Annotated in this window: 14 protein-coding genes; 8 read left to right on the top strand and 6 right to left on the bottom strand. The window is 65.7% G+C overall.

The genetic code is table 11. The features are described 5' to 3' along the window. Positions 1–2: 2 nt before the first annotated feature. The gene (locus IWX77_RS12795; protein ID WP_196844895.1) at positions 3–269 is read right to left on the bottom strand and encodes a protealysin inhibitor emfourin; all 267 of its coding nucleotides are present in this window, start codon (positions 267–269) and stop codon (positions 3–5) included. Between the two features lie 9 nt (positions 270–278). Then, positions 279–1,391, bottom strand: coding sequence for a M4 family metallopeptidase (locus tag IWX77_RS12800; RefSeq protein WP_196844937.1), 1,113 nt, complete (start codon positions 1,389–1,391; stop codon positions 279–281). Between the two features lie 159 nt (positions 1,392–1,550). Here IWX77_RS12800 and IWX77_RS12805 point away from each other — a divergent pair, with 159 nt between their 5' ends. The 8 genes from IWX77_RS12805 to IWX77_RS12840 all read left to right on the top strand — a co-directional run bounded on the left by IWX77_RS12805 (position 1,551) and on the right by IWX77_RS12840 (position 13,455). After that, entirely contained in the window at positions 1,551–2,441 is an 891-nt protein-coding gene (locus IWX77_RS12805) for an LLM class flavin-dependent oxidoreductase (RefSeq protein WP_196844896.1), read from the top strand. Between the two features lie 59 nt (positions 2,442–2,500). Further along, positions 2,501–3,616: an AI-2E family transporter gene (locus IWX77_RS12810; protein ID WP_196844897.1), complete on the top strand. Its 1,116-nt coding sequence runs from the start codon at positions 2,501–2,503 to the stop codon at positions 3,614–3,616. A 62-nt stretch (positions 3,617–3,678) separates the two neighbouring features. Beyond that, on the top strand, positions 3,679–6,624 hold the full coding sequence (locus IWX77_RS12815; RefSeq protein WP_327012189.1) for an aminotransferase: 2,946 nt from the start codon (positions 3,679–3,681) through the stop codon (positions 6,622–6,624). Positions 6,625–7,072: 448 nt separating this feature from the next. After that, positions 7,073–7,342 carry a 30S ribosomal protein S15 gene (gene rpsO / locus IWX77_RS12820; protein ID WP_092112143.1) on the top strand — a complete coding sequence of 90 codons (270 nt, stop codon included), beginning with the start codon at positions 7,073–7,075 and terminating at the stop codon, positions 7,340–7,342. A gap of 246 nt (positions 7,343–7,588) precedes the next feature. Next, a complete protein-coding gene (locus IWX77_RS12825; protein WP_196844898.1) occupies positions 7,589–9,127 on the top strand; it encodes an amino acid permease in 1,539 nt (512 codons plus the stop codon). Positions 9,128–9,613: 486 nt separating this feature from the next. Then, positions 9,614–11,902, top strand: coding sequence for a polyribonucleotide nucleotidyltransferase (locus tag IWX77_RS12830; protein WP_196844899.1), 2,289 nt, complete (start codon positions 9,614–9,616; stop codon positions 11,900–11,902). Between the two features lie 171 nt (positions 11,903–12,073). Next, a complete protein-coding gene (locus IWX77_RS12835; RefSeq protein WP_196844900.1) occupies positions 12,074–12,985 on the top strand; it encodes an SGNH/GDSL hydrolase family protein in 912 nt (303 codons plus the stop codon). 134 nt (positions 12,986–13,119) lie between these two features. Further along, positions 13,120–13,455, top strand: a complete 336-nt coding sequence (locus tag IWX77_RS12840) for an ArsR/SmtB family transcription factor (RefSeq protein ID WP_196844901.1) — start codon at positions 13,120–13,122, stop codon at positions 13,453–13,455. A gap of 22 nt (positions 13,456–13,477) precedes the next feature. On the opposite strand, the gene IWX77_RS12845 is transcribed toward IWX77_RS12840, so the two are convergent. From IWX77_RS12845 to IWX77_RS12860, 4 genes are read right to left on the bottom strand one after another with little or no spacing between them, the layout of a single operon-like run. Then, a complete protein-coding gene (locus tag IWX77_RS12845; RefSeq protein ID WP_196844902.1) occupies positions 13,478–15,037 on the bottom strand; it encodes a hydrogenase large subunit in 1,560 nt (519 codons plus the stop codon). Then, on the bottom strand, positions 15,037–16,485 hold the full coding sequence (locus IWX77_RS12850; protein WP_196844903.1) for a proton-conducting transporter transmembrane domain-containing protein: 1,449 nt from the start codon (positions 16,483–16,485) through the stop codon (positions 15,037–15,039). Before IWX77_RS12850 ends, IWX77_RS12845 begins: the two co-directional genes overlap by 1 nt. Further along, entirely contained in the window at positions 16,485–17,144 is a 660-nt protein-coding gene (locus IWX77_RS12855) for a hypothetical protein (RefSeq protein ID WP_196844904.1), read from the bottom strand. Before IWX77_RS12855 ends, IWX77_RS12850 begins: the two co-directional genes overlap by 1 nt. A 12-nt stretch (positions 17,145–17,156) precedes the next feature. Continuing rightward, positions 17,157–18,107: a respiratory chain complex I subunit 1 family protein gene (locus IWX77_RS12860; RefSeq protein WP_297414699.1), complete on the bottom strand. Its 951-nt coding sequence runs from the start codon at positions 18,105–18,107 to the stop codon at positions 17,157–17,159. Positions 18,108–18,163: the final 56 nt, after the last annotated feature.

Consider the following 18,163-nt stretch of genomic DNA (forward strand, 5'->3'; position numbering starts at 1 on the left):
TGCTACATGCCGTTGGCGGCCCTGACCCGGTTGACCAGATCGCGCCACGGACCGTTCACCTCGGGTTCGGCGAGCACCACCTCGTGCGGAGCGCACCGAATGCGATAGGCGAAACGGTCCGGGGTGGCCTCGCTGTCGGTGACGTCGTCCCACGGCAACGAGTTCAAGAACTCGGCCCAGGTATTCGGGTCGGGCTGTTCTTCGACTCGAACTTCCCAGGTGAGGCGGATTCCCGCCATCCCGCCGCTGCGCGAGACGATGACTTTCATACCGTGATATTACTCCGGTGGCAGCGGTGCGGCCGGAAGCGGGGTGGGGCTGCCCGCCATCACCCCCACCGTCGCCCAGGCGCGCATAACCGCGTCGTGGGCGCCCCCGCCGCTGCCGTACAGCCTGGCCGCGGTGTCGGCCGTGGCCGCGGCGAATGCAGCGAAATCGCTCTGGCGGCTGAGCCCGGTGCCGGTCAGCGTGTCAAACCAAATCCGGCCCGGCGTCTCCCAGGCATTGCCGCCGAGGGCGTCGGCGACCAAGTAGAACGCCCGGTTGGGAATGCCCGAATTGAGGTGCACTCCGCCGTTGTCGTCGTCGGTTTCGACGTAGCCGGCCATGCTGTCGGGCTGGGGATCCTTTCCGAGCACGTCGTCGTTATACGCGGTCCCGGGCGCTTTCATCGAGCGCAGTGCTTCGCCCTCGACCTGGTCGGTGAACAGGCCCTCGCCGATCAGCCAACTGGCCTGCGCCGTCGACTGCCCCGTGGCGTACTGCTCGACCAGGGCTCCGAACACGTCGGAGATGGATTCGTTGAGCGCCCCGGACTGGCCCCGATATTCCAGATTGGCCGTGAACTGTGTCACGCCGTGCGTGAGCTCATGCCCGATCACACTGGGCGAGATCGTGAATCGGTTGAAGACCTGCCCATCACCGTCGCCGAACACCATGCGTTCGCCATCCCAAAAGGCGTTGTCGTACTGCCTGCCGTAGTGCACGGTCGCGTCCAGTGGAAGTCCGAAGCCATCGATGCTGTCCCGGCCGAACTGCGTCCAAAACAGGTTCTGTGTGGTGCCCAGACTGTCGTACGCCTCGTTCACGGCCGGATCGCTGCCGGCCGGCTGGCCCTCGGCACGCACCCGGCGACCGGGCAGGCGTTCCTGGCCGCCGGCATCCGAAATGGTGCGATCAGACTCGCCCGGGGTGCGCGCCGGCAGGGTGCGTGCTCCGGAACGGGGAACCGGATGCGCCCCGCCCCGCAGTTGTCGAATTTGCGAGTCCCGCAGCAGCGACGCTCGTGCGGCCGCTGCCGTCTGCGCAAATCGGGGATCGTCGAGTTTCGCCAGTCGCACCAGCAGATACGGCGGAACGATCGTGCAACGGGCGTGGAGCGCCGGGTGCATCTGCGGAGTGTGCATCTGCGGAGTGTGCATCTGCGGAGTGTCTATGTGCGGAGTGTCCATGTGCCGAGTGTCCATGTGCCGAGTGTCCATGTGCAGAGTCTGGCACTGGCCGGCGACATTGCAACCGCGGGTTTTTATCCCACTGAATAGACTCGACTCATGCGCTTTGGAATCGTCATCCTTCCACAGGACCCCTGGCCGATTGCTCGCAGAAAGTGGCTTGGCGCCGAGCAATACGGCTTCGACCACGCCTTCACCTACGACCACCTGTCCTGGCGTTCACTCGCCGACGAGCCGTGGAACGCGACCATCCCCACCCTCACCGCGGCGGCGGTCGTGACCGAGCGCATCACGCTCGGCACCTTTGTCTCGTCACCGAACTTTCGGCATCCGGTGCCCTTTGCCAAGGATGTCGCAACGGCCGACGATGTGTCGGGTGGGCGGTTTCTGCTCGGCATCGGGTCGGGCGGCACCGGTTTTGACGCGAGCGTTCTCGGCCAGGCACAGTTCACGCCTCGACTGCGACACGAACGGTTTGTTGAATTCGTCACCGACCTCGACCTGTTGCTGCGCGGCGAAGAACAGGGCGCCACCGACGGTATCAGTTTCGCCGGCGAGTGGTACACCGCCGATCACGCGCGCATGGTGCAACCAGATATCGGTGACGGAGACCGCCAGCGGGTACCGTTCCTGATCGCCGCCAACGGGCCGAAAGGTCTCGGACTGGCCAGCCGTTTCGGGCAGGGCTGGGTGACGACCGGGCAGGACGGCGCGGAGGGGGAGGACTGGTGGACCAGCGTGCGCGCTCTCACCCTCCGGCTCGACGACGTCGTCAGCGGCGCGGGCCGGGACCCCGCCGCGATCGACCGCTACCTCTCGCTCGACAGTGGCGGAACATATTCCCTGCAGAGCATGAACGCCTTTGAGGATGCCGTCGGCCGGGCCGCTGAGCTCGGCTTCACCGATGTGATCAGCCACTGGCCGCGCGAGCACGGCCTCTACGCGGGCGACGAGGGCATCCTCGACACGGTCGCGGGTGCCCTGCACTGAATCAGTCAAAGAGGCCGGTCGATCGGTGTTTCTGCCCAGCGGATGTCTAGGCTGGGTGCATGCGCGCACAAGACGACCCCACGCCATTGGTACCTCGCACCCCACGGAACGATCGGCTCGGCTGGCTCGGATTGCGCAGCGGCCAGATTCTGCTCGTCATCATTCTCGCTTCCGCGGTCATCTTCGGCCTGGTTCAGCTCAAGCTCGTCGTCATCCCGGTACTGATCGCGATCATCCTCGCCTCGGCGCTGAGCCCGGTCATTAACGGACTGCGCAAGCGCGGCGTCGCCGCCATCCTGGCCACCTGGATCACCCTGCTCGGCGGCATCACCGTCTTCGGCGGCATCATCACCCTCATCGTCTTCGCGGTGCGCGACCAGTGGAACGAACTGTTCTTCTCGGCCTCCACCGGCATCGACCGTCTCCAGCAGTTTCTGATCGACGGGCCGATTCAGGTCGACGCGAAGCAGATCAACGGCGCGCGCACCGCGATCGTGGACTTTCTCACCAGTAGCCAGTTCGGCACCGGGGCGCTCGCCGGAGCATCCGCTGTCTTCGAACTGATAACCGGCACCGTGCTGCTCGTGGTCATTCTGTTCTTCTTTCTCAAAGACGGTGGCCAAATCTGGAACTTCTTCCTGACGCCGTTCACGGGCGAGCGCCTCGCCCGCGGACGCCGAATCGGCCACACCTCGCTGCGGGTGCTCGGCGGCTACGTGCGCGGCACGGCGATCGTTGCTGCCGTCGATGCCACCGCGATCGGCATCGGACTGGCCGTCTTGCAGGTGCCGCTCGCCTTGCCGCTGGCGGTCATCGTGTTCCTCGGTGCGTTCATTCCGCTGATTGGCGCGACCGCAGCCGGTGTGCTCGCGGCGCTGGTCGCCCTCGTCGCGAGTGGGCCGGGCGTCGCGCTCATCGTCATCATCATCGTGATTGCCGTCAACCAGCTCGAGGGCAATTTTCTGCAGCCGGTCGTCATGGCGCAATCGCTCAAGCTGCACCCGCTCGTCATTCTGGTCGGGTTGACCGCCGGAACCATCCTCGGCGGCATCGTCGGCGCCGTGCTCTCGGTGCCGATCGCGGCCGTCGCGTGGGCAATCGCCAAGGCGTGGAACACACCGGAAACCCCGCGCCCCCGTGCCATCCCGCCCAAGCGTCGCATGCGCAAGCGCTGAACCGGCGCATCCGCTTTCCCCTGCCCGTGCCACCGCTGCCACCCGCGTGACTGGAGAACAACTTGACGCAGAGCCTTTTTCACCTGCCCCGCCCGCGCCTGACTCTCGAGCAGGCGACCCAGCTCGCCCGGGACCGGTTCGGCGTCACGGGCACCGTCACCGAGCTCGGCAGCCACCAGGACCGCAATTTTCGCATCGAAACGGATGCCGCCACCGTCGTTCTCAAGGTCTCCAACCCGGCCATCACCACCGTCGAGCTCGAGGCTCAAAACGCCGCCCTGGCGCACCTCGGCGGCCTGGGCCTCGACCTGCCCTCGGCCGTTGCCGGGACCGACGCAGACGAGATTCAGCGCGTCAGCATCGACGGGCAAAACCTTGACCTGCGTTTGCTGACCTACGTCGACGGGCATCCGCTGACCGACTCGCGGCGCCTGTCGACCGGGCAGATGCGTGCGCTCGGTGACGTGGCCGGTCGCATCGTTCGGGGACTCGCCGACTTCGAGCACCCGGGAACCGACCGGTTTCTGCAGTGGGATCTGCGGCGCGGCGGTGAGGTCGTCGACGCGCTCCTGCGGTTTGTCGACGACGGCGACCATCGCGAGCGGCTGCGCACCGTCACTGACCGGGCCCGGCAGCAGCTCGCCCGGGTCGCGGTCGACCTGCGCGTGCAGACCATTCACGGTGACCTGACCGACGACAACGTTGTGAGCCGCGATGACGCTGCCGTCACGATCAGCGGCGACACGATCACCGGCGTAATCGACTTCGGTGATCTGGCGCAGGGCTGGCTCGTCGCCGAACTCGCCGCGACGTGCGCCTGCGTGCTGTACCGGAGCCCCAAGCATCCGCTCGCCATCCTCGACCCGATCGTCGCCTTCACCGGGCTGGTGCCGCTCTCCGACGCCGAACTTGAGGCGCTCTGGCCCCTTATCGTGCTTCGTACGGCGGTGCTCGTTGTGAGCGGTGAACATCAGGTGCACCTCGACGGTGACAACGACTACGCCGACGCGAACCGCGCCCGCGAGTGGCTCGCCTTCGACACGGCGGCCGGCCAGGACGGCGCCGAGCTTGAAGCCCTCATCCGCTTCGCCGTGACCGGCGCGGATGCGCCGATCGGGGCAACCGAACACCCCCTGGCCGGTCCACTGGACCGCGCAGCCATCATCGACCTGTCGGTCACGAGCGCCGTGTTCGACGCCGGCAGCTGGCTCGAACCGGGCATAGACCAGCGGGTGGCAGCGGATGCCGCAGCCCGCCTCGGCCACGCCGTCACCCGCTACGGCGAGTACCGGCTATCGCAGACCCGCCGTGACACAGCCAAGGAGTCGGTCACCCTGGCCCTCGGCGTCGAGGTGTACCTGCCCGCCGAAAGCCCGGTCATGGCGCCGATCGACGGGACCGTCGTTGTGGTTGATGCCGACGCGGTGCGACTTGAAGGTGCCGACCATGACCTGTGGCTGACCGGCGTCGACGCGAGGGCCCTGGACGGTGAGGCGATTGGGGCGGGAACCGTTTTTGGCGCCGTTGTTGGCACGGTCGACGCCGGCTCCGGCGGCGCACGGCACAGCAGCGTCATCGCTCGCGTGACCGTGCAGGCCAGCCGGCTCCGCGGCATCCGTCCCCCGTTTTTCGTCGCACCGTCGAACGCTGCACTGTGGCAGCGGGTGTGCCCCGACCCCTCCGCGCTGCTCGGGCTGGAAACCTTCCGGTCGCTCGACGACCCGGCGGCCCTGTTGCAGCGCCGCGATGCGTCGTTCGCGCGCGTTCAGGAACACTATTATGCGGACCCGCCGCAGATCGAGCGCGGCTGGAAACAGCACCTCATCGACACCCACGGGCAAAGCTACGTCGACATGGTCAACAATGTCACGACCGTTGGACACGGACACCCGCGCATTGCCGAGGCCGCACGCAGCCAGTGGTCGCTGCTCAACACCAACTCCCGTTTTCACTACGAAGAGCTCGTGCGGTTCACCGAACGCCTCGCCGAGCTCGCGCCCGACCCGCTGGACACCGTCTTCCTCGTCAACAGCGGTACCGAAGCCGTCGACTTGGCCCTGCGCCTGGCCCTCACCTACACCGGCCATGACACCGTCTTGTCGGTGCGGGAGGCCTACCACGGCTGGTCGATGGCAGCCGAGGCCGTCTCCTCCTCGGTTGCCGACAACCCCCGGGCGCTCGATACGAGGCCGGACTGGGTGCACCTGGTCGAGGCGCCCAACGCCGTGCGCGGCAAGTATCGGGGCATGCACTCGGCGCCGCACTACCTCGACGATCTCGACGGTGACCTGCAGGCCGTGGCTGACGACGGGCGCACGGTCGCCGCATTCATCGCTGAGCCGGTGTTCGGCAATGCCGGCGGCGTGCTGCTGCCCGATGGCTACCTGACCGGCGTGTACGACAGGGTGCGCGCCCGCGGTGGACTCTGCATCGCCGACGAGGTCCAGGTGAGCTACGCGCGCCTCGGCGAATACTTCTGGGGTGCCGAGCAGCAAAACGTGGTCCCCGACATAATCACCATCGCCAAGGCGATGGGCAACGGTCATCCGCTTGGAGCGGTCATCACTCGCCGCGACATCGCCGAACGATTCGCCGACGACGGACCGTTCTTCTCCTCCGCCGGCGGCAGCCCGCTCAGCTGCCGTATCGGCCTCACCGTGCTCGACATCATGCGTGACGAAGGCCTGCAACAGAACGCGGAGGTCGTCGGTCGTCACCTGAAGCACGGACTCGAACAGCTCGGCGAACGATTCGACCTGATCGGTGCGGTCTACGGCCTGGGTCTCTATCTCGGCGTTGAACTGGTCAGCGATCGGGCCGATTTCACGCCGGCCACCGCCGCCGCCGCCCTGATCTGCACCGAGCTGCTGCTGCGCGGCTGCATCGCACAGCCCACCGGCGATTTCAAAAACGTGCTCAAGATCAAGCCGCCGCTCTGCCTCACCATCGCCAGCGCCGACCATTTTCTACACGCTCTCGAGGACGTGCTCAGCGAAATTTCGGCATGAGGAGTCTCCAACGGTTTCATCTTCATTACCATCGCGTTCGATCTGACGCAGCTGGAGGCCACTGCGCCATCACACCGGGATGCTGCGCGGAGCACCTGAGTGCTCGGCCCAGCGGCGAGGTTTCGACGGCTCTGGTGCGGCGATGAAGACCAGGCCGCCGGCGCTATTGGCCGAGGGCATGAGCGCGTCGATCGTCGAAGATGATCACGGTGCCCGGATTGCCGGAGAGCAACGTACCCATGAGTGCACCTCCTCGATTATTTCCCACGCTGTAGCGGCACACAGGTAGGGGACGGACCGGAAGGGATGCCGCCAAATATGCACCGTGGGACCGCGCCGGTCGCCCGTTCTGCTAAAGTGTTTAGGTTGCCGTTCAACGGCCGCGGATAAAGAGAGCTCAGGCATTCAGCCAGGGGCACCGCGCAGTGAGAGAAAGGGGTTCTACTTTATGGCACTCGAACCAGATGCTAAGAAGGCGATCATCGAAAAGTACGCTACCCACCCAGGCGACACCGGGTCCCCGGAAGTTCAGATTGCAATGCTCACGCAGCGCATTCTCGACCTCACCGAGCACCTGAAAGAGCACAAGCACGACCACCACTCACGTCGTGGCCTGCTTCTTATGGTTGGTCAGCGTCGCCGTCTGCTCGGTTACCTGTCGGACATCGACATTACTCGGTACCGCACACTGATCGGCAGCCTCGGCCTGCGTCGCTAATTTTTCGTAGCGAATGCAGCGTTGATACCGCGAACTTCTTCAGAACGGGCCGTCACCTCGGGGTGGCGGCCCGTTCTGCGTTCCCCAACGTAGACCGAAACGGTGCTCATTCGGGTCTGTCGGCGCTCTGCCCACGCCCGGCCCTTTCTCTCGAATCAGCCCCGCACGGGCCGGCTACAACTGAACGGGGGGAGAACGGGGTTGCTAGCATGGGGAGTTGGCAAAAACGAACGGATACCACTACGCATGAGTCTCTGGCGCACCAAGAGTATTGAAGATTCGATAGCAGACTCGCTGGAGAAGGGCCACAGCCTCAAACGCACCCTCGGCACCTGGGACCTCATGATCATGGGCGTCGCCGTTGCCGTGGGCGCGGGAATCTTCTCGGTCGGTGCCAAGGCCGCCGGCAGCTACGCCGGACCGTCGGTCACCCTCGCCTTTCTCCTGGCCGCGTTTACCTGTGCGCTCGCGATCATGTGTTACGCCGAGTTCGCCTCGGCCGTTCCCGTCGCGGGTTCCGCCTACACCTTCACCTACGCCACCCTCGGCGAACTGCTCGCCTGGATCATCGGCTGGGACCTCATTCTCGAGATGCTCACCGCGGCCGCCGTGATCGCCAAGTACTGGGGCATCTACCTCAGCACCGTGTTCGACCTGGCCGGCTGGAACGTTCCGTCCACGATCAATGTGCTCGGCCTGGACGTGAGCTGGGGTGCCTTCGTCATCGTCGCGATCTTCACCGCGCTGCTCGTGCTCGGCACCCAGCTCTCCGCCCGGGTCGCGAGCGTCTTCACGATCATCAAGGTCGCCATCGTCGTCTTCGTCATCATCGTCGGCGCGTTCTTCATCAACCCGAAGAACTACACCCCGTTCATCCCGGAGTCCGTGCCGTCCAAGCCGGGCGAGGGCGACGTGTGGATGCAGTCACTGTTCTCGTTCATGACCGGCGCGGCGCCCGCCCAGTACGGCCTGTTCGGACTGCTCGCCGGCGCCTCGCTCGTGTTTTTCGCGTTCATCGGGTTCGACGTCGTGGCCACGAGCGCTGAAGAGGTCAAGAACCCGCAGAAGACCCTGCCGCGCGGTATCTTCGCGGGGCTCGCCATCGTCACCGTGCTCTACCTCGGCGTGAGCCTGGTGCTCACCGGCATGGTCCCGTACACGGTGCTCGCCGACGATCCCAATGCCTCGCTCGCGACGGCTTTCGTGGCCGTCGGTGCGGGCTGGGCGGCCCAGATCATTTCCGTGGGTATCCTCGTCGGTCTCACGACCGTCATTATGGTGCTGCTGCTCGGGCTCTCGCGGGTGCTGTTCGCCATGAGCCGTGATGGTCTGCTCCCACGCTGGCTGAGCGTGACGAGTGAGAAGCGCCGCACGCCGGCCCGCATCCAGATCATCGCGGGCACCGCCGTCGCCCTCATCGCCGGATTGACCGACGTCGGCGTACTCGAAGAGATGATCAACATCGGAACCCTCTCGGCCTTTGTGCTCGTGAGCATCGCCGTTGTCGTGCTGCGCAAGAATCGCCCCGACCTGCCGCGCGCGTTCAAGGTGCCGTTCTCTCCCGTGTTGCCGATTCTCTCGGCGGTGCTCTGCACGTGGCTCATGCTCAACCTGACCACGTTGACCTGGGTACGGTTCCTGGTCTGGCTCGCGATCGGGTTCGTCGTGTACTTTTCCTACGGTCGACGCCACTCGGTGCTCGGCATCAAGCAGCGCGCTGCCACAGCGGCGGCTGCGGAGGCAGCCTTCGACCCCAGGTCCGTTGAATCCAGGCCCATCGACTAGCTCTTGCTGTCGGTGAACTCATCGCTTGCCCAACGGCGACCCAATGGGAAACCCCGGATAGAACCGAATCTATCGCGGACCTACAACACAGCGCCTGCCGCGAAATCGATCGTTCACATGGGTATCGCCTACGACAATCGCTCCGAGCTGGAGCCAGGCATCCGTCCCGCGCCGGCTGCACCACGGACTCACACGCGCACAGCGGCTCAGGACCGGCAAAAACCGGCTGTCTGATAAGCTGACACCGGCCCTTCTTCGGAAGTGGCCGAGCAACCGGAGCAGGCTGGCAGGAAGCTGGTCCTCGGTGGTGGTTTCCCAGACGCGTAGCTCCTGGTGAATTTCTACTGGTGGCCAGCAAAGCGTAAGCGTTGACATGCGGCTTAGTCCTGCCTGTTCGGGCTCCTCGTCCCACTCGTGCGCCACATGGGCACGCGAGCCTTCGTCGCCAGAATGGCGAGAAGCATACTTAAAGGAGAAAACCCCCACATGGAGGGTCCAGAGATCACGTTCGCCGAAACCGTTATCGATAACGGCAAGTACGGCACGCGCACCATCCGTTTTGAAACCGGGCGTCTCGCCCAGCAGGCGCAGGGTTCAGCTGCCGCGTACATTGACGAAGAGACGATGCTGCTCTCCGCCACGAGCGTCAGCAAGCAGCCGAAGGACAACTTCGACTTCTTCCCGCTCACCATCGATGTCGAAGAGCGTATGTACGCTGCCGGACGCATCCCGGGCAGCTTCTTTCGTCGCGAAGGTCGTCCCTCGACCGACGCAATCCTCACCTGCCGTCTGATCGACCGGCCGCTGCGCCCGTCGTTCGTTGACGGTCTCCGCAACGAGATCCAGGTTGTCATCACCGTTCTGGCCATCGAGCCCGACGAACTCTACGACGTGCTCGCGATCAACGCGGCCTCCATGTCGACCCAGCTCGCCGGACTGCCGTTCTCCGGACCGATCGGTGGCGTTCGCGTCGCCCTCATTCCCAACGAGAACGGTGGCGGGCAGTGGGTTGCCTTCCCGAAGCACTCGCAGCTCGATGACGCCGTGTTCAGCATGGTCGTCGCCGGCCGCGTCGTCACGGATGCTGCCGGGGCACAGGACGTCGCGATCATGATGATCGAGGCCGAAGCGACCGACGCCGCCTGGAACCTGATCAAGGGTGGCGCCATCGCGCCAAACGAAGAGGTCGTTGCCCAGGGCATCGAGGCCTCCAAGCCGTTCATCAAGCAGCTCGTGTTCGCGCAGCAGCAGGTAGCCGACGCGGCCGCGAAGCCGACCGCCGACTTCGCCCTGTTCCCGCCGTACCAGAGCGCCACCTACGACGCCGTCGCGGCGCTGTCCTACGACCAGCTGAAGGCGGTCTACATGATCGCCGATAAGGTCGAACGTCAGAACGCTGACGACGCTCTCAAGGCATCCGTGAAGACCGCCGTCGCGGCCAAGGTCGACGCCGGCGAGCTCGACTCGAGCGCCAATAACCAGGTCAACGCGGCCTACAAGTCGGTCACTAAGCTCGTCGTGCGTTCACGCGTGCTCGACGAGGGTATCCGTATTGACGGTCGCGGGCTGGCAGACATCCGTCCGCTCGACGCCGAGGTTGCGGTCATCCCGCGCGTGCACGGCTCAGCCATCTTCCAGCGCGGCGAAACCCAGATCCTGGGCGTCACCACCCTGAACATGCTCAAGCTTGAGCAGTCAATCGACTCCCTGAGCCCGGTCACCAAGAAGCGCTACATGCACAACTACAACTTCCCGCCCTACTCGACCGGTGAAACCGGACGCGTCGGTACCCCGAAGCGCCGTGAGATCGGGCACGGAGCCCTCGCTGAGCGTGCCCTGGTTCCCGTGCTGCCCTCGCGAGAGGAATTTCCGTACGCCATCCGTCAGGTCTCCGAAGCGCTCAGCTCCAACGGATCCACCTCGATGGGTTCCGTCTGCGCCTCGACCCTGTCGCTGCTGAACGCCGGAGTGCCGCTGCGCGCCCCGGTGGCGGGTATCGCCATGGGCCTCATCAGCGACACCGTTGACGGCCGGACTCGTTACGCGGCCCTGACCGACATCCTTGGCGCCGAAGATGCCCTCGGCGACATGGACTTCAAGGTTGCCGGTACGAGCGAATTCATCACAGCGATCCAGCTCGACACTAAGCTCGACGGCATCCCCGCCTCGGTCCTGGCCGGCGCGCTGACACAGGCCAAGGATGCCCGCACCACGATCCTGTCCGTGCTGAACGCCGCGATCGACGCCCCCGACGAAATGGCGCCCACCGCGCCCCGCGTCATCAGCGTGCAGATTCCGGTCGACAAGATTGGCGAGCTGATCGGCCCGAAGGGCAAGACGATCAACTCGATCCAGGACACCACCGGTGCCGACATCTCGATCGAGGAAGACGGCACCGTGTACATCGGCGCCGTCGATGGACCGTCGGCCGAGGCCGCTCGCGCCCAGGTCAACGCCATCGCCAACCCCACCAACCCTGAGGTCGGCGAGCAGTTCCTCGGAACCGTCGTGAAGATCGCCGCGTTCGGCGCCTTCGTCTCCCTGCTCCCGGGCAAGGATGGTCTGCTGCACATCTCCGAGGTGCGTAAACTTGCTGGTGGCAAGCGGGTCGAGAACGTCGAAGACGTGCTCGGCGTCGGCCAGAAGGTGCTCGTGGAAATCACGAAGATCGACGACCGTGGCAAGCTGTCGCTCGCCCCGGTTCTCGACGAGGCCGCTGACACCGAAGGTCGCGCTGCGGCCTCCGACAGTGCAGACGCTTCGACCGAGGTTTAATACAGGGGGCCAACCAGCCCCGAAGATCTCCCGATCACCTCTCGCCAGGTCGGTCGGGTAGACGGAAGGCCCGGGCCGCTTCGGCGGTTCGGGCCTTTTCGCTGTGTTGGGCCAACAACTGGTCATGCGGCCCTATTGCTCGGCCGTAGTGTGGCGCGGTACGGTGCCCACATGATGAATCCTCAGAACAAAGCGCGGTTGCTCACGCGCACAGCTGCACTGTCCGTGCTCGTTCTCGGCCTCGTCGCGGGCGTGTCTGCCATGCCCGCCGCGGCAACGCCAGCGATGGCCAACGCCACCATCGCACAATCAGGCCTGGCCGCAGCATCCTCTGTGCGGTCCGGTGCTTCGCCAGCCCTCGACTACGTGGCTATCGGAGACTCGTTCACGGCCGGGCAGGGTGCCCCCCCGTATGATCTCAGTTCGGGGGTATGCCTGCGCAGCAGGTCCTCGAGCTACCCGACCATTGTTTCTGTGCTCAGTCCGTTCCGACTCCCCACCAACCGGGCGTGCTCGGGCGCGACCGTGGAGAACGTACATCAACAACTGGATGCCATCACGAGTTCCCCCGGGTTGGTGACACTGACCGTCGGCGGCATCGATGCCGGTTCCAATCAGGTCCTGGCCGCCTGCGCGGACTATCCAGTGAATCCGAATAGTACGTGCCTGGCCACCATCGCTCTCAGTCAACAGAAGACCCTCGCGCTGGCGACCACGCTGCCCACGCTCTATGTCGCCATCGCCGCGAAGTTTCCCCGGGCCAGGATCGCCGTTCTGGGCTATCCACTGCTGTTCGAACCGGCGGTTCCGCCGGTCGGAGACCTCGTAAACGCTGGCACGGTTGGTCTCAATAGCGTCATTGCGGCGTCGGAGGATCTGGTTCCTGCAGCCCTGGGCGGGAACCGAATCCGCTATGTCGACCCGACCCAGGAGTTCGCCGGCCACGGCATCGGCTCCAGGATTCCGTTCATCAGTTTCGACCCGAGCAACCCGGCAGCACCGGCCAACTTTCACCCGAACGCCCTGGGTAATGCACTCGGCTACTATCGCGCCCTACTCCACGACGGGTTGCTTCGCCGCTAGTTGACCGCGGCCAGATAACCACCGACAGATGCTGCGTCCGCGACGTGCCGCGCAGCATCTGCCCGGTCGACCCCGCTGATCCACGCAGCGGCTAACTAATTGAAAGAATTAGAAACTAGCTATATAATAAAGCTGTGCTAAGTTCTGGTCTGCCCGCCGCCCAACTCAAGTCTGACTTGTTCAAGTCGCTCGGGCATCCATTGCGCGTGCAGGTATTGGAACAGCTCGTAGCCGGTGAACGATCGGTGGGTAGCCTGGCCGAGGCCATCGGTTGCGAACTGTCGAATCTGTCCCAACAGCTCGGCGTGCTTCGCCGGGCCGGCGTCGTCACCACCCGGCGCGACGGCAACACGATCTTCTACGCGGTGCGGGGCACCGATGCGGCCGAGCTGCTCGTCGCCGCCAAACGCATGGTCATGGCCAACCTCACCGACTCACACGCCCTGCTCCGCCACCTCGAGCAGGAGTAGTTCCGCCCGGGCGCAACCCGGTCTACAGGTCGTTTCCCGCGTAGGACAGGTTGAAGCTCTTGTTGGCGAGCGGAAAGTCCGGAACGATCGTCTCCGACAGGGCGTCCGGCACGGCGGGCCAGTTCAGGAAGGACGGGTCGACGACCTTCACCCGTGCGAGCGTGCCGTCCGCGGCGAGCTCGACCCGGTGGGTCGCCGTTCCGCGCCACGCTTCGACCAGGGCGAGCCCGGTGCCGGCTGTGGTCGGGTTCACGCTGAACGCGGTTCCGGTGTGGCCCTGCAGCCGACGCAGCAGGTCGAGGGCGACCGCCGTCGACACCTCGACCTCGCGGGCGCGCACGGTGTACCGAGCGAGCACATCGCCACCGTCCTCGATCACGACGTGGAAGGCTTCGCCGAGGTTGACGAACGGATGCTCGTTGCGGGCATCCGTATCGATGCCGGACGCCCGGGCGACGTACCCGAGCGTTCCGATCGTGGTCGCGCGCGCGGTGGAGAGCCGGGCCGTGCCGCTGAAACGACCGCGCACGATGGCGTGGCCGAGAGTGATACCAGCCAGTTCGGCCATGGCCGCGGCGATGCGGGACAGGTCGGCCGCATCGGGGAGCGCGTTCACCCGGGTGCCGCCGACGCTGAGGGCGCCGCGGAGCAGGCGGTGTCCGGTGACCGTTTTGTTGATGCGCAGAAGCTGTTCGCGCAACCCTTGGGCGTGGGCGTCGATGATGCCGAAGCCCACGTCGTTGGCGAGGGAGCCGAGGTCGGTCACGTGGTTGTAGAGGCGTTCCAGTTCCAGCAGCAGGGCACGCAGCAGCCGGTCGGGCTCGGAGACCTCGATACCGGCGGCCTGCTCGACGGCCATGACGAAGGCGAGGGAGTGGCCCACGGCGGTGTCGCCGCTGATCTGCTCGGCCAGGAACACCCCTTCGGCCGCGGACTTGCCCTCGAACACCTTCTCGACACCGCGATGCAGGTACCACTGACGGGCTTCCATGCGCACGATGGTTTCACCGACGACCGAGAATCGAAAGTGTCCGGGTTCGATGATGCCGGCGTGGATGGGACCGACGGCGATCTCGTAGACGCCGGGGCCCTCCACCGGCACGAACGGGAATGACTCGACGTCGGGCTCGAACTCGGGCACGACGGTGTTGGCGCGCAGCATCGGGTACCAGCCGCGCGGCCAGTGGCCATGCCGCACCAGGCGGTGCGGCTGCGGGTGGTTGAGAGGAACAACGCCATACAGGTCGCGTATTCCGCGCTCGAAGTTTCCGGCCGATAGGGAGATCTCGGCGAGGCTGGGTATCCACGCGTCGTCCCGCGGAACGCTGACCGACAGCTCGGCGCGTAGCGACGGGGTCGCGCCGACAAAGGAGTACACGATGCGAAAATCATCGTCGTCTTCGTGACAGGCGACCAGGGCCAGGCGACTGCCGGAGTCGAGCAACGCGCCAGCGGCGGCCGGTAGCTGTGCCCGGTCGAGGTGGCGCAGTTCGGCTCCGCCAGCCGCCCGGCCGCCAGGGATGGGATGACTGGCGGCCGGGTTGGCGGCGGTCAGGTCTTCTGGTGTTCGCTCGTCACGCATTAGTTGGAACCTCCGAGAACGGCTGTGGCCTGCAGGAGAAGGGCGCCGACCGGTTCGGCGACGAAGGCCACCGCGGCCGTCGTCGCCAGGGCCAGGATGATCGGCAGGCGCGGGCCGTGGGCCGAATAGTCGGGCGTGAACGCAACGTCGTGCGGGGGAGCGCCGATGGTCATCTGCACGGTCAGACGGGTGAACGCGGCGAAGATCACGAGCAGCAGCACGAGAGCTGCTCCGACGACGACGCCGAGGCCCACCGACCAGCCGGCCATGATGATGCCGACCTCGGAAAAGAAGATGCTGAACGGGGGAAAGCCGACGATGGCGGCCATGGCGATGAGCCAGGGCACGGCGAGGCCAGGTCGCCGGACCAGCAGGGCGCGCACATCGGAGATCACCGGGGTGCCCTCGACCTTGAGGATTCGCCCGGAGATCACGAACAGGGTCGCCTTGATCAGGCCGTGGCCGAGAATGTACAGCAGCACCGACGGGAGGGCGGCCGGGCCGATGGCCACACCGATCGCCATGAGGCCCATGTGTTCGATGCTGGAGTAAGCGAGCATCCGCTTGTAGTCGCGTTGCCGAATGAGCAGGGAGGCTGCCACGAGCAGCGACAGCAGGCCGCCGATGCTGAGCATGGTGCGCAGAAACTCCGGGCCGATCACGAGGTTGGTGATCGACTGGATGCGCAGGATGGCGTAGAGCGCGACCGACAGCAACACGCCGGACATCAGGCCGGAGACCGGGGCCGGGGCCTGGCTGTGGGCATCCGGTAGCCAGCTGTGCATCGGGGCGAGGCCCGATTTGGTGGCGAAACCGAGCACGGCGAGGGCGCCGCCGGCCGTAATGAGCGCCGGGTCGAGGCCGAGGTCGGACTGGCTCAGCAGCAACCAGGACAGGGTTGGGGTGTCGGTACCGACCGAGGCGGCGTAGATCAGCACGATGCCGAGCAGTGCGATAGCCACACCGACCGAGCCGAGGATGACGTATTTCCAGGCAGCTTCGAGGGACCGGCGGGTGCGGTGGTGGCCGACCAGGAACGCGGTGGCGATGGTTGTGGCTTCGACGGCGGCCCACATCAGGCCGATGCTGTCAGCGAGTACGGCGAGCGACATCGCGGCGAGGAACAGGGCGAGGAGCGCCTCGTAGCCGGCTGCGTCCTTGGTGCGGCTCGATGCGGCGCTGCTGAGGCCGCCCCAGGTCGAGATGAGCCCGACCGCTCCGACGACGCTGAGCATGTAGGCCGAGAGGGCGTCGGCGCGCAGCATGCCGCCGCCACTGGCGGGCACGGTGCCGTTCAGTACCGCGCTGACCAGGAACAGTCCCGAGACGAGCACCGCGCTCGAGGCGGCAACACCGACGAAACGGCGAAGCTCCGAGGTACGCAGCAGCAGGCTGAGACCGGCGAAGAAGAGGGGGCCGACCAAGGGAATCCACAGAACAACAGACATTAATCGTGCAACTCTCTGAGCTGATCGACGGCGGTGCCGCCGAACTTGGTGCGCATGCGGCCGGCGAACACGTGCAGGATGAGAACGACCAGCAGCACGTCGAGGGAGACCGCGAACTCGAGCAGAATCGGCACGCCGCCGCTGGTCAAAAACGCGATCGTGGCAATGCCGTTATCGAGCAGCAGAAAGCCGATGAGCTGCGAGCGGGCGCGGCGTCGGCTGATCAGCAGCAGAAAGCCGATGAGCACCATGGCGAGGCCGATCGGTGCGGCGTGGCCGGTCGTGGTGTCGCCGAGGCCGAAGACGCGGCTGACCACGACGTAGCTGAGGATGGTCAGCAGGGTGACGGCGAGTAGCGCGGCGGTCGGGTTGAGCCTGGGGGACTCCTGAATCTGCTTGATCGACGCTTTGGACTGGTGTGCGAGTACCCAGGGAAGGCCGATGCCCTTGACCGAGAGAATCAGCAGCGACACGAGCACGAGTTCGGATTCGCCCTCGGCGATGCCGATCACCGCGACGAGCGCGGCGAGGGCGACGCCCTGCAGGGCGAGCAACCGGATCGAGGCGAGCAGGGAGTGACGCCAGACCATGAGTGCGCTCGTAAGGAGCAGGGCGCCGGTGCAGAGGCCGATCAGTTGCGGATAGAACGTTTCGAACACGACGGATGCTCCTCAGGCGACCAGATAGGAGGCGGTGACGGCCAGGAAGGCGAGGGCAAAGGAGCCCGCGAGTAGCTCGGGCACCTGGAACAGGCGCACCTTGGCCAGAAAGATCTCGCCGACGCTGAGCAGCACGCCGAGTACGAGCACCTTCACGGCGATGCTGACGACGCCGATCAGCAGGCCGAGGGCGCTGAAATCGGTGACGACGCCCCACGGCGCGATCAGGTTGCTGACCAGTCCGAGCAGGGCGGCGAGCTTCAGCCAGGAGCCGACTTCGAGCCAGACCAGGTCGCGTCCGCTCGCTTCGAGGGTCATTGCCTCGTGCAACATGGTCAGTTCAAGATGGGTGCCCGGATTGTCCACCGGCAGGCGGCCGGTTTCGGCCATGATCGCGATCGACAGTGCCACGAGGGCGAGGACGCTGACCGGCGAGATGATGACCTCGGGGGAGAACAGCCGGGTTTCGACGATGGCAGAGATGGTGCTGGTTCCAGCCGGGATCGACAGGGCGTAGACCGAGAGCAGCAGTGTCGGTTCGACGAGCGCGGCGACGGTCATGTGCCGGCTCGAGCCCATGCCGCCGAATGCCGTTCCGCCGTCGAGCCCGACCAGGGCGAGCGCGACCACGCCGATGAGCATGACCGAGACGATGACAAACAGATCGCTTGGAATGGATGGAAACGGGATGGTGCCCACGAGCGGCAGCAGCACGCAGAGCAGGAGGCTCGAGACCATCAGGGCTACCGGGCCGACCCGCAGCATCCAGCTGCTGTCGGCGGCGCGCACCGGGTTCTTCACGAGCAGCTTGCGCACGTCACGCCAGGGCTGCCAGATTCCGGCGCCGGCGCGTCCTTCGATCGTGGCCCGCACCTGGCGGATCACACCGATGAGCAGCGGGGCGAGGAAGACGAACAGCACAACCTGAACGAGAGCGATGATGATCGCGCTGACGGCGGCCATCACAGGGACACCGCGCTCAGTTCGCGTGGGGCCAGCGCGACGGTGGCGGGAGTACC

The sequence above is a fragment of the Cryobacterium sp. CAN_C2 genome (assembly GCF_015751745.1).
Taxonomy (GTDB): domain Bacteria; phylum Actinomycetota; class Actinomycetes; order Actinomycetales; family Microbacteriaceae; genus Cryobacterium.